The following is a 13,163-nucleotide window of genomic DNA, read 5'->3' as shown; positions in this document are numbered from 1 at the left end:
GTGAGGGGGCAAAAATAAGAATACGCTATCAGATAGAAAAAAGTCTGATAACGTATTTTTTTAAGTGATAAATGCTTTTTTTATACGGTTTAAGTCATTAGCAGGGAGGAATCCATACGGGGGAAATTGTGCAAGAGATTTGGATTTATTCGTTGTAGGAGCCTTGCCCAATCCGTAGAATCAGGAACTGTTTTAATTAGAAAATACTCTAAATTTAAAAAAGGCAACGAAAGATATTCATGGTAGTTCGTCACTAAGAGGTCGATTTGCTGATCCTTAATATAGGATTCACATAGCTCGCTAGGTCCAAGAAAATGAATATTCTGCAATTTTCCAAAATATTTTTTGACCCAAGAGGCGATATATTGATTGATATATTCATTGCCTTCAATCGCGAAAGCAATATTCAATGTCGTATGCCAATACTGTTCTTTGATCGTTTCTGAGTAAAGTGTCAAACTTGTGCAAATGTCATCTAATAATGTGTGATGAAATAAGGTACTAAATTGTTGGCTCTTTTGTAAAAATATTCTGTTTTTTTGATAGGCATAGGGAAAAATGGCTTTGGCATAGTCATTTGTGTCTTGTATGTTTTTGATGCTGTTTTCAGACAGTAAACAACGCAACTTGATTGATGTAAAGAATGACTCCAATAGAATGAGATCCTGCTTTTTATTCAGTGAGTGGTCGGTCATGTTTGCGCGAAATTCTTGGGCAAGTCTTTTTATTTCCCCCCATTTATTATATCGTAAGCAAAAGGATTCTTCTTGTTGAGGACAATCGACAGTCCTGCGGCAAAGAATCGAGATATACATAAAAACGATTTCGTCTTCTGGTACAACAAGCTGAAAAGTTTCTTCAATGGTTTTGACTGCGGGTAAATTGTTGACATATTCCGGATCTTGCTGGACCAATGCTTTTAATTCTGGATGGATGGTCACCTCCAAACCACAAAGAATCCTTTCAATGGATAAATAGAGCAAATAGCTAAAGAAACCGAAGGATGATGCTGTTTCTTCCGTTGCTGCAAATTGATTGCTGATTTGAAGAACAGATTCTTGGACAGCGATGGATGGAAAAACGGTGTGGGGGGTAATGTCTGACTCATAGTAAAAGGCAAAATAAAAGTAGCGGATGTCAGCTTCTGAACCGATTAAATTCACGGGATTTAGATCTAGCGTAATATTGAATGCTTGGACTTCTTTCGTGATGCTTTTCAGATATTTGATCATCGTACTTTCAGACACATGAAAATAATCTGCCCATTCATAGATTGACAACAATTCATTAAAAAACATGCGTTCAAGAATAACAAACAAAGGTTCATCTTCTAAAATGCTGCTTTTTTTATCAATGTATTCTTCGGCATGATATATGTTTATTGTATACCCTTGTTTAGATGAAATAATGTTTGCGGCTTTGCCCAAATAGTCTCTGAGATAATTGATATCTGTAATGATTGTTCGCGCTGTGTTTTTTGTAACCGTTGTTAATCTTTGGGTAGAACAGATTTCATGGTGTTCTAGCTCATTTAATATTTGAATGAGGCGCAATTTCACTTTATCAGATACAAAATTTAACTGGAAATTTTTCAATCGATCAGATACCTCCTATGTCAACTATTATAAATATGAACAAACTTTAAACCCTTCATTATGTATTAAACCTACTTTTGAGAAAATTGACACATTGATTTTAAATAATCCCGTAGTTTTACATGTTGAGTAACAATATTTGTTGGAAATTACATGTAATGCGTCAAATTACTTCAATTTCTAATATAATAACAAATTTTTTTAAAAATAAATAAGTGTGAATTTCATGTAACTCTGAAAAAACTGATTTGAAGATATGGGGTTGAAATGTATACTATTATTTCTCCTATTTGAAGCATGAGCAGGTGAGAAAAAGCAGTAGGGGGATTGAGGGCAATTCACTATAAAAATGATTAGTATCGTTGGTAAAGATACGTCGATTATGGATATCATGCAGTGAAAAAACTGATGTATCGTTTACTTTTTGTTTTGGATTCATCAGATTCCAGCAAACCATGGAATCAGCTTATTCTACGTGAAATTTTTATTTTATCAACACTTTAAAGAATCACAATCCTCAACCGATTATAGAATGTGATACGTTGAATTTAAAATTGCCTCTGGCAAACAATTTGATGTATGCTTGTCTAGTCGTTTTGGCTGGTATACGAATAACTTGAAGGTTATCGTCACTGTTGAAACAGATAGTGGTGTGACAAAAGAACTGGTTTATGATTTGTAATATATAGCTATATCGTTTTTTCGTTCTTTGTCATTACAGTAGTTACGTTTTATACTTATTATAATAAGAAAAAAAGGAGTGAAATCGTTATGGATACTGTTCGAACAAGTAAACAAGGAAACGCTGTGATGGTTACACTGGCGAGTAAATTTGAGGTTCCAGAAGGCAAACCATACTATATCAGTAAAGCTGATGATGGCACGATTTCTTTAATTCCCAAAATAGTTGATTATTTTGTAAGTGCTCAACCAGGAGAATATGTGGATGAGGAAGATGATATGGCAAGAAACTTTAGCATTAGTGATACTTTGTTAGATGGTGAATAGCCTAGAACAAGGAACACTCATTTATATTAACTTTGATCCTTCAAGAGGAAGCGAAATAAAAAAAGAAGACTTGCAATTGTCATTAGCCGTGATGAATACGCTTTGAGTTCACGTCTAATTATCGTCTGTCCAATGACTAGTTCAGGTAAAGACCGTCCATACTTTGTAGATATCCAACATGAAAAATTGAAAGTTGGCAACAAAGTTAATACAAAACAGTTATATACAATAGATTAAAGCCCCCATGGCGGACGCAACGTTGAGGTGTTAGGCAAAGTGTCGAAAAAAGAAATGATAAACATTGCACAGCATGTGCTACTAAATTTCAATTTTGGTTTATAGAGAAACCCTATAGAAACAAAGAACCAGCAGACCGTTTTGGTCTTGCTGGTTCTTTGTTTCTGGGGAAAGTGAAAGAAACTGCGTCAAATGAAGGGTGCTAAACGTCTCATCCGGCAAACAATGCCCATAATGCCTCAAAATCTTCTTGATAACTTTCCTTATCCCAACGTTCCGCGAAGTATGGATTATGGAAATAGGTGAAAGCAGTGATAACCGCGCCACCGTTTTTCTTAGAGGGGAAATCAGAGGCATTGGTTCATCAGTTGAGTTTGGCTAACCCGATGGAGCGTTTAGGCGAACCAAAGGATATTGCGGAAGCCGTTTATCATGTGATCGAAGCGAAGTGGATCAATGGTCAAGTGGTGTTTGTCAATGGTGGGATGGCGTAAATCTATCTGGGGTGTTAGTGGTAAGCGGTGACTATTGAAATAGATAGAAAATGCGCCAAACCAACGACACTGGAATCAATGGATTTTGATTGTGCATGAACAGTGAAAAACGCCAAGTGACCGTATACCGCCCCATGTCAGGCATACGGTCACTTGGCGTTGATAATGGTTGGTTAAGTGCGTTTGATTTCTCCGCAAACTTCTCCATGATCCACAGTTTTGTCTTGTACTGTTATCTCGCTGATTTGGGCTTGTTCAATGAAAGCCACGATGACGGTTGGATCTTTCTCACAAGCTACGATCTTATCAAAGTCTACTTTTACCAATGGTTCTATTGTTGTGACATGTTGATTTTCCTCAACGAGGATCGTGAATGGTTCGCCTTTTAGTTCAACGGTGTCTAGTCCAATGTGAATCAAATAATCGATGCCGGTCTTGCTTTTGATATTGATGGCATGTTTGGTTGGAAATATCGTTGTGATTTTTCCAGCAAGGGGTGCATAGATCAGGTAATCATCTGGAATGACGGCAAAGCCGTCACCTAGCATTTTTTGTGAAAAGACGGGATCATTGACATCGGAAATTGCTGTCACTTTTCCTGTACAAGGGGCATAGAGTTTCTCTGTTTTTTTCTTTTTGAACAATGACACTGCAAAAACCTCCTAATTATCATGACCTAGAATTTGATTGATTTCTTGGCTGAGCAGATCTGCTTTGCCGCCGAATACTGCTTGAATCCCACCGTTTACTTCAAAGACTGCTGTTGCACCCAATTGTTTGATGGCATCTTTATTGACGACTTGACCATCCTTTACCGCTACCCGTAAGCGAGTCGCACAGGCTTCAACAGATTGAATGTTCGGTTCTTGACCTAGGGAATCAATGATGATCAGTGCTTCTTCGTGCAACGTCGAATGATGGCTTGGTACATGTATAGCGCCTACAGTGTCATCCTCAAGCATTCCCGGTATGGCAACCTTAAATTTATTGATGAAGAAGGTAAAGACAAAGAAGTAGACAATTGCCCATACTAGACCAAAAGGAATGAGTTTCAACCAATTGGTTTGATCATTTCCTTGCAACACGCCGAACAATAGAAAGTCGATCAGTCCGCCAGAAAAGGAATTTCCCACACGAATATTCAATAGATCTGCGAAATAAAAGGATAGCCCGTCCAAAAATGCGTGAATAACATACAACCATGGTGCAACGAATAAAAACATATACTCGATAGGTTCTGTGATACCAGTAAGGAAAGAAGTCAAGGCACCACTGAAATACAGTCCACCATTTTTCTTGCGATTCTCTTTGGGAATTGCTCGATACATCGCGTAGCATGCTGCAGGCAAACCGAACATCATAGTAGCAAATCTGCCAGCAAAAAAGCGCGTACCATAGGTGAACAAACCTGTATGATTTGGATCAGCCAGTTGTGCAAAGAAAATATTTTGCGCCCCAGATACAGTTTGGCCAGCGACCATTTCGGTTCCGCCTAAAGAGGTATACCAAAATAATGGATAAATCGTATGGTGCAAGCCAACTGCACCTGTTAGACGGAGTAAGAAGCCGTATAAAAAAGTCCCCAAACTGCCCATTTGCGCAATTTGTTCCCCAGCAATCACCAAGCCATTTTGAATTGGTGGCCAAATCAGGTAAAAGAAAGCACCAATCACAATGGCAGCTAGACTTGAAATGATAGGAATGAAACGAGAGCCGCCAAAGAAGCCTAAAAACTGCGGCAATTCAATTTTTCGGTAGCGGTTGTGCAAGAAAGCGACAGTTCCGCCAATGGCAATCGACCCTACGACGCCGGTGTCCAAGGTGGCACCTTCCGCAGGAAAAAGTGTCAAAAAACCACTGATCGTTGCTGTATAGACCAAATAAGCAACTCCACCAGCCAGACCAGCTGTTCCTTTATCCCCATTGGCCAAACCTACTGCAATCCCAATCGCAAAAATCAGCGCTAAGTTGGCAAACACAGCATTGCCTGCAACGCTCATAATCGTCAAAATCGTATGCAGCCATGGTTGAGATAAAAACGGATACGCTTGAACAGCGCTCTCATTTGTTAACGCACCGCCCAATCCTAACAACAAACCTGCAACGGGTAAAATAGCAATCGGCAGCATAAACGCGCGCCCTAACTGTGAAAATTTCTTAAACATTTTTTTCTCCTCCTATTTCGCTATGTCAGTTGATCGATAAAGCGTTTTGCGATTTCTTGTGGTCTAGTGATAGCCCCACCAACAACAATGCCTGAAACACCAAGATCTTTGATTTGCTTTGCTTCCTGAGGGGAATGGATCTTTCCTTCAGCAATCACGTCAATCCCTGCTTGTACCAGTTGTTGAATCAACCGGATATCGGGTCCATTTTGCTGTGGACTTTCTTCGGTATAGCCACTCAAGGTTGTGCCAACAAAGTCTATCCCAGCTTGATGGGCATTTAATCCCTCTTCAAATGTGGAAATGTCGGCCATGAATAATTGTGCAGGATATTTGTCCTTGATTGCTGCGATAAAGTCGTTGATCGATAAACCGTCATGACGCTTGCGCATTGTGCAGTCAAGCGCAATGACTTCGACACCAGTCGACACCAGTTCATCGACTTCTCGCATCGTTGCTGTGATAAAAGGCTTCTCAGGAAGGTAATCACGTTTGATAATACCAATCATCGGCAATGAAACTTGCGCTTTAATCGCCAAAATATCTCTGACCGAATTTGCACGGATGCCAACGGCACCAGCCTGTTGCGCTGCTAATGCAAAATAAGGCATCAGACTTTCTTTTTCCGTATAAAATGGTTCACCGGGTAGTGCTTGGCAAGAAACAATTAGGCCCTTTGAAACAGTTGCTAAAAAATCATGTTTGTCCATACTCCTTAAAACTCCAATATATAATTTATTTTGGATAATATATCCGAAATAAATATAGCACGCGCTTTCATCCTTGTAAACCTAAAAATGGATAATTTTGGAGATTATTTTTTATTAATGGAGTATAATGGAGTGAGAATAAATGGGGATGAAGGAGTTTTATATGCATATTGTTTATCTGATTAGAGAGCACTATCCGTTATTGACGAAATCAGAAAAAAAAGTGGCCGACTATATTTTAAGTGCCGGTAAACAAATTATTTACAATACTATGAGTGATATCAAAGCGCATACGAAAGTGGGAGATGCAACAATTATCCGTTTTTGCCAAAAAATTGGTTTTTCTGGCTTTGCTGATTTAAAAATTGAAATTGCGAAAGAGGACTTTTCGCAAAAACAGGCGCAGCCATTAACGGGAAAGTATTACAATGAGATCGCAAGCAATCTTACAGAAGTACTGCGGGCGACAGTGGGATTGTTGAAAGAAGACACTTTAGATGCGGCAATTGCATCTATCGGTCAAGCTGCCCACGTCTATATCTTCGGGGTTGGGGCGAGTGGCAACACATGTCAAGATCTGGAAAGTATGTTTCTTCGGGTAGGGATTCAAGGCAAAGCAATCACGGACCCCCATTTTCAGGCACAAGTGGCATCATTGTTAACAGAAAAAGACCTAGTCATTGCTTTTTCTTTATCTGGTAAAACGAAAGATACTTTTGACTCTATCACTATTGCCAAGAGCAATGGTGCGAAGGTGATTGCCGTCACCAACTATATCCATTCGCCAATTGGCCGTTCGGCAGATTTGGTTTTACAGACAGCCATTGATGAGTTTCTGAATGGTGGTTCACTGGCGGGGAAGGTCTCACAACTGTATATTTGTGATCTGCTCGTGCAAGGTTACGAGAAAAAGAACAACATCAATGCCATTGAACTAAGAGAAAAAGTGTTGCGCTCGATCCTTGATAAAAGCATTGATTGATGTGATGGATCAAGTAACAAAAGAGGTGCTGCTATCCTTATTGGATAGCAGCACCTCTTTGTTCATATCTCGATCGGTCTTCACTGATCAAGCATAAAAGAAACGAATCAAGATCCCGCCTAGAATCAGCACGATTGCGCCGCATAAACGGTTGGCCATTTGGGCGAATGCGATCATTTCCATTCTTTCGGAAGCGGATAACACAGCGATATTGCCGGTTCCACCCATGGAGTTGTTGATCATTCCTGCACCAATCGATGTTTCAACAGGATACATCCCCAATAACCAGCCGAAGAACCAGCTAGCAGCACCCATGGATACGACACTTGTCAGACAAAGTACGACAAATTGCCAAGTAAAGGCAGAAGCCAGTGTGGACAAATCAATCAAGGCCAAACCAATCCCAGCCAATACAGCATGGGTCAAATTGGTCATGATCACATTGTTGAACATGACCACGGATTCTTCCAGTTTTTTAGGGACAATGTTCAATGCTTTCAAAATAAAGACAATCACGATCATAAAGGCATATTCATGGATTTTAGGAAAAAAGTTGCTTAAAATCGCGCCAACGACCAATAGTGAGAATGAAAACAGCATCCCAACCCCAATTTGTTGGGCATCGAGGGTGATTTTTGGTTTTTCTAATTCTTCTTTGGTGGCATTGATCAATGTACCATGACCGTTATATTTGGTTTTGGCAAAGACTTTTGAGATAAATAAGGCACCAATAATGGCAAGAATATTCCCGAAGGTAACAGCCGGAGCCAATTGCGAGAATAGCGCAGCTTGATTGCCGTTTGCTAAGCCATCGGCATAAATTTGTGAAAGTGGTGTGATTCCTGCGCCCATACCGCCAGACATCATGGGTAAGGAGACATACATCACAGAATCAGCAAATCCATTGCCCAAGAGCATCCCCACTAAGCCGACCGCGAAAAAGCCAACCACCATTGTGATCAAAGCAACTGGTATAAATTTAGTTGAGGCTTTGACCAGCAAATTGCGGTTCATGCCCAAGATCGAGCCGCAGATCAAAGCGGCAATGTAGAAATCAAGGAAACCAAAACCGTTGCCCATGAAGTCACTGACAGCGTCAATGACTTTATCGGGTACGATATTGAAGGAGGCTAAAAGCGTAGCACCTAACAAGGTGAAAACTGATCCCCCGCCAAGATACGAATTCATGATCGGTAGTTTTTCACCGATGAAATACAGTAGATGACCCAAAGCAACGAGCAATATGGTGATACCAACCATATTTAATGGCAGCTTGTCTAAAGCGATGGCACCAAATATGACCACCATGAAGAATAGATACAAGGGAAGACTAATTCCCGAAATCGTCATCGTTTTTAATTTTTTCATTGTTCAGACCTTCCTAGTATGTTGGATACCATTTCAAATTTTGAACGGCTTTGGCCATGTCTGTTTCTTCTGATTGGGCCAAGCCTTGTTCTTTGGCTTTATTTGCTACTGCTTCAGCTACTTTGATCGATACATCAGCGACGTATTCGAATGGGGGCAATACAGGTGCACCTGGTTGGTTCAAATCAACCAAACCACTTAATGAATGCGCAGCGGCACCAATCATTTCATCAGTTAATAATGATGCTTCTGATGCCAACATACCTAAACCTAATCCTGGGTAGATCAACGCGTTGTTTGCTTGACCGATTTGGTAGTCAACCCCTTTGTATTGAATCGTTCCTGAAGGGACACCAGTGGCAACAAATGCTTTACCGTCAGACCATTCAATGACTTGTTCAGCAGTTGCTTCCAATTTTTTGGTTGGGTTAGAGATTGGGAAAATCACTGGACGTGCTGTGTTTTCGCACATTGCTTCCACAACTTCTTTGGTAAAGGCACCAGCATGGGTGGATGTGCCGACTAAAATCGTTGGTTTTGCGACGTTGATCACATTGACCAATTGTGTCATATCACCGGCATTTGCGAAGTCTGCGCGTTTTTTGGCAAATGGTTTTTGAGCTGGTGTTAGATCGGACATATCATCGAATAAAAGACCTTGTTTGTCAACCATAAAGAAGTGGGTATAGGCTTCTTCTGCTGAAAGTCCTTCGCTGACCATTTCGGCATGGACACGGCTAGCGATACCGGCACCTGCTGAACCGCCGCCATAGCATAAGTAGACTTGATCGGTCAATTTTTCGCCAGTGATATCTAGTGCACCGAAGATACCGCCGAGAACGACGATACCTGTACCTTGGATGTCATCGTTGAATGTTGGGATCGTTTGTTTGTATTTGTCCAAAATCGTGGCAGCGTTCGAACGGCCAAAGTCTTCCCAGTGCAAGTAAAGTTTAGGGAACATTGATTCTGCAGTTTGTACAAATTGATCGATAAATTGATAGTAGGTATCACCATAGACACGTTCTTGACGGTTGCCAAGATACAAATGATCGTCTAACAATTCTTTTCTATTGGTTCCTGCATCGATCACGATAGGTAAAACAGAAGCAGGGTCGATACCAGCAGCAGCTGTATAGATCATTAATTTACCGACAGAAATATCAACACCTTGCACACCCCAGTCGCCAATACCTAGAATGCCTTCCGCATCTGTAGCAACGATCAAGCGGATGTCACGGTCGCCGGCAGCATTTTTTAGTGTTTCTTCGATATGTTCTGGATGGTTGATATCTAAGTATGCAGCATATTGAGGATCAACGAACAAGCGGCTGTAATTTTCGATCGTATCCGCAATTGTTGGATCGTAAACGATTGGATTGAATTCAACAATATGTTGGTTGAACAAATAATAGAACAATGTCCGATTGGTATTGAAGATTTCCATCAGGAAGTGACGTTTTTCTAAATCAGAATCTTTGGTCACATATTGCAAATACGCTTGTTCTGCTTGTTCTTCGATGGTTTGAACATGGGGTGGCAGCAAACCGATCAAACCTAGTTCTTTACGTTCTGCTAACGTAAAAGCTGTTCCTTTGTTTAAAAATGGGTTATTTAAAATATCATGTGCGTTCATTATGTTCCTCCGTGTTGTCTATTTTTGGTCATGCGCTCATTTCCATTTGCTACTTTAATCCTTCCGCAGAATTATAGTCAACTTACGGTGGTATAATAAAAATTATTTATAACAAAACAACTTTTATGTTAGAATGAGCGCAATCGATCAAAGGAGAAATCAGAAAATGAATATACGTGATTTAGAATACTTTAGTGCCTTAGCTGAACTGCTGTCTTTTACGCAAGTAGCACATAAATTTTCCGTGAGTCAACCAACGGTCAGCTATGCTGTCAAACGCTTGGAAGAACACTATGGCTGTGATTTGATTGCGCGGGAGGCTTCTCATCGATCCATCGCATTGACCAATGAAGGGGAAATTTTGAAGGCTCATGTGCGCTATATTTTGGATGAATTTGTGACGCTGGATCGCGCCATTGAACATGCCAAAAACAACCGTACCCATATCGGTTTTCCACCCATCATTCGTTCTAAAGTTTTTTCGAAACTGTTAGATGATAAAGAAATCATTCGTTTTATTTCAAATTTTCATTTGGTTTCTGGAGGATCAAATGAGTTGTTTTCGAAATTATTATCTGGGAAAATCGATTTTAGCTTGCTGGGCAGCGTCAATCCGCTGGTTCATCCAAATCTCCATGTGAAGTTACTGCATCAACAGGAATTTTTTATTTTTGCGTCAAAAGATAATCCATTAGCGGCGCAAAAAGAAATTTCCTTCGAACAAGCAGCCGCATATCCGTTTATTCTTCTGGAAAAAGGCTATACACATGGGCTAGCTTTTCAGAATCTGGCAGAGAAGTCGTCAACGAAACCTGAAGTCCAATTTTATTTTTCGGATGTTCAGACGATTGGTCAGCTGGTAAGGTCCAATGTTGGCATCACCCTGATGACTGATTTTCCCGCGTTTCAAGAGATGGATGGGTTGGTCAAGATTCCTTTGGTTCCTGAGGACAAAGAAATATTTTATATCCAATATGCGTATTTGAAGAGTGCAGTGCTGAATCAAGATGTTCAGAAATTGATGGGAATCTTAGATGGATTGTCTTGGACAGAAGAGGAATAGTGGGCTGTCTTGGTGAGTGAGGTCATGCTGCTTGCAGTACCCAATGAAGGGAAAAGTCGATGACGCGCAGTAAACGGCTATCTAACCCACACATTCTGAGTGAATGAGCGCAGAAAAAGCCAAACCTGCCAATAGTAGGTCTGGCTGTTGTGCAGACAATAAATTTCCTGTAATTGCTAGACACGGATGTTTTCTTTATGAAATTTTCATGGAGAGTGTGAGGTTTAATTTAATAGGTCAACATGATTGGAAGAATAGGCAATTTACAAATGAAAGCGTTTTTGTGAAATAAAAAATATGATTAGACGAAAATAATGAAATGCCCTAAATAATTGTAAAAAAAGTACGTAAGATATGGTTCATACAAAATGATATTTAGGATTTCGCTCATTTTTCATGTGTAAAAATGAACAATGTTTGGAATTTAGCCTTTTGATTATTTTTTTTAATTGATTAAAGGCAATGGTTTCTATAGACTTGTTCTTATGCACAACGTGTGTCATTGAATCTTGATATTTGCAAGGTTCAACATTTGGTTTGTGTTCAGGTAAATTTTATGAAAGGAGGATATAGTTCTTGAATTGGTAGGCTATCGCATGGTTTGGAAAATGGAGGGATAGAGATGAAAAAAATTGAAGCTTGGATGGAAAAAAGTCTGATGCCGATTGCAGTAAAAATTGGTAATGTTAAGGGTTTGATTGCGATTCGTGATGGTATTGCGCTTGCGATGCCTTTGATTATTATTGGCAGTATTTTTCTGATTATAAGTAGTTTTCCAATTGCTGGTTGGACCGATTGGCTGGCAGGATTGTATGATGGGCGCCTCTTAGCGATGTTTAACCATGTGGTCAACTCTTCATTTGGGATTATGGGGTTGATTGCTGCTTTTGGGATTGCTTCCGGTATGGCCAAACAATATAATGTTGATGGTGCGAGTGCTGGCGTCATTTCAATTTCTGCTTGGTTGATTTTGACTCCGAATGTGATTGCTGATGCTGGGGAAGGTATTCCAGTTAAATTTATGGGCAGTCAAGGTATTTTTATTGCGATTGTTGTGGGACTGATTTCTGCTTGGATCTTTCAATATTTTGTCCGGCGTAACATTGTCATCAAAATGCCTGAAAGTGTTCCTCCGGCAGTTAGCCGTAGTTTTGCTGCATTGATTCCTGGCACAGTGATATTATTACTTGCATTTATAGTCGCATTTATGATTGATTTATCCTCATTTGAAAATGCCCATTTATTATTAGCAACAAGTTTGGCTGGGCCTTTAAGTTTCATTGGCGGCACACTAGCTGGGGCGATTCTTACGGTATTCTTGAATAGCTTATTCTGGTTTATGGGAATTCATGGCGGGAATATCGTTGGCTCGGTTACTGGTCCTATTTTTTTGGCCAATACGGATGCCAATCGCGTTGCCTTCCAGAGTGGACAAGAGTTGCCGCATATTTTAACTTCTCAATTCTTTGATATGTTTGCTTATATTGGTGGTGGCGGCGCAGTCTTAGGTTTAGTGATTGCATTGATTTTCTTCGGAAAGAGTGCGCAATCTAAAGCATTAAAACCCATCGCTGCTGTGCCAAATCTCTTTAATATCAGTGAGCCGGTCATGTTTGGTTTGCCGGTTATGTTGAATATGACCCTTTTGATCCCTTTTCTTTTTACACCAGTTGTCAATGTAGTGATTGCTTACTTTGCCATGAGCGCGGGATTATTGCATAAAACAATCGGTGTAGCAGTTCCTTGGACAACACCACCCTTGATCAGCGGTTTTTTGGCAACGGGACACATTTCAGGTGTGATTTGGCAGATTATTTTGATCGCTGTTGATGTATTATGTTACTTGCCTTTCTTCCTGATCATGGATAAAGCGCAGCTAGATAAAGAAATCAATTAACTTATAGA

At 40.1% G+C, this 13,163-nt stretch carries 12 protein-coding genes; 6 read left to right on the top strand and 6 right to left on the bottom strand.

Annotation, left to right across the window (positions count from 1 at the left end):
* Positions 1–89: 89 nt before the first annotated feature.
* On the bottom strand, positions 90–1,595 hold the full coding sequence (locus ACYVRS_RS06295) for an AcpB/EbpR/MafR family transcriptional regulator (protein ID WP_461202944.1): 1,506 nt from the start codon (positions 1,593–1,595) through the stop codon (positions 90–92).
* Positions 1,596–2,366: 771 nt separating this feature from the next.
* On the opposite strand from ACYVRS_RS06295, the gene mazE reads away from it, so the two are divergent.
* The 3 genes from mazE to ACYVRS_RS06280 all read left to right on the top strand — a co-directional run bounded on the left by mazE (position 2,367) and on the right by ACYVRS_RS06280 (position 3,334).
* Positions 2,367–2,603: a type II toxin-antitoxin system PemI/MazE family antitoxin gene (mazE, locus tag ACYVRS_RS06290; protein ID WP_312540580.1), complete on the top strand. Its 237-nt coding sequence runs from the start codon at positions 2,367–2,369 to the stop codon at positions 2,601–2,603.
* Positions 2,604–2,705: 102 nt separating this feature from the next.
* Entirely contained in the window at positions 2,706–2,840 is a 135-nt protein-coding gene (locus ACYVRS_RS06285) for a type II toxin-antitoxin system PemK/MazF family toxin (RefSeq protein ID WP_312498752.1), read from the top strand.
* A 302-nt stretch (positions 2,841–3,142) separates the two neighbouring features.
* Positions 3,143–3,334, top strand: a complete 192-nt coding sequence (locus ACYVRS_RS06280) for a Rossmann-fold NAD(P)-binding domain-containing protein (RefSeq protein ID WP_461197719.1) — start codon at positions 3,143–3,145, stop codon at positions 3,332–3,334.
* A 173-nt stretch (positions 3,335–3,507) separates the two neighbouring features.
* On the opposite strand, the gene ACYVRS_RS06275 is transcribed toward ACYVRS_RS06280, so the two are convergent.
* Genes ACYVRS_RS06275 through ACYVRS_RS06265 form a run of 3 tightly spaced genes read right to left on the bottom strand, consistent with a single transcriptional unit; the run spans position 3,508 to position 6,209 of the window.
* A complete protein-coding gene (locus ACYVRS_RS06275; protein WP_461202942.1) occupies positions 3,508–3,984 on the bottom strand; it encodes a PTS sugar transporter subunit IIA in 477 nt (158 codons plus the stop codon).
* 12 nt (positions 3,985–3,996) lie between these two features.
* Positions 3,997–5,499, bottom strand: a complete 1,503-nt coding sequence (locus tag ACYVRS_RS06270; protein WP_461202940.1) for a PTS transporter subunit EIIC — start codon at positions 5,497–5,499, stop codon at positions 3,997–3,999.
* A 20-nt stretch (positions 5,500–5,519) separates the two neighbouring features.
* A complete protein-coding gene (locus ACYVRS_RS06265; protein ID WP_313538601.1) occupies positions 5,520–6,209 on the bottom strand; it encodes an N-acetylmannosamine-6-phosphate 2-epimerase in 690 nt (229 codons plus the stop codon).
* A gap of 163 nt (positions 6,210–6,372) precedes the next feature.
* Between ACYVRS_RS06265 and ACYVRS_RS06260 the strand changes: the two genes are divergently transcribed.
* Positions 6,373–7,191: a MurR/RpiR family transcriptional regulator gene (locus ACYVRS_RS06260; protein ID WP_461202938.1), complete on the top strand. Its 819-nt coding sequence runs from the start codon at positions 6,373–6,375 to the stop codon at positions 7,189–7,191.
* A gap of 87 nt (positions 7,192–7,278) precedes the next feature.
* On the opposite strand, the gene ACYVRS_RS06255 is transcribed toward ACYVRS_RS06260, so the two are convergent.
* Complete coding sequence (locus ACYVRS_RS06255) at positions 7,279–8,559, bottom strand: 2-hydroxycarboxylate transporter family protein (RefSeq protein WP_313538598.1); 1,281 nt, start codon at positions 8,557–8,559, stop codon at positions 7,279–7,281.
* 13 nt (positions 8,560–8,572) lie between these two features.
* Positions 8,573–10,195, bottom strand: coding sequence for a malolactic enzyme (locus tag ACYVRS_RS06250; RefSeq protein ID WP_313538596.1), 1,623 nt, complete (start codon positions 10,193–10,195; stop codon positions 8,573–8,575).
* A 166-nt stretch (positions 10,196–10,361) separates the two neighbouring features.
* Here ACYVRS_RS06250 and ACYVRS_RS06245 point away from each other — a divergent pair, with 166 nt between their 5' ends.
* Both ACYVRS_RS06245 and ACYVRS_RS06240 read left to right on the top strand, forming a co-directional pair.
* The gene (locus tag ACYVRS_RS06245; protein ID WP_312498763.1) at positions 10,362–11,258 is read left to right on the top strand and encodes a LysR family transcriptional regulator; all 897 of its coding nucleotides are present in this window, start codon (positions 10,362–10,364) and stop codon (positions 11,256–11,258) included.
* Between the two features lie 622 nt (positions 11,259–11,880).
* Positions 11,881–13,155: a PTS sugar transporter subunit IIC gene (locus ACYVRS_RS06240; RefSeq protein ID WP_010731436.1), complete on the top strand. Its 1,275-nt coding sequence runs from the start codon at positions 11,881–11,883 to the stop codon at positions 13,153–13,155.
* The last annotated feature ends 8 nt before the right edge of the window (positions 13,156–13,163 follow it).

The sequence above is a fragment of the Enterococcus salsurae genome, assembly GCF_054784955.1.
The sequence above is the reverse complement of the archived record's forward strand: the minus strand, read 5'-3'. Positions and strand labels throughout refer to the sequence as shown.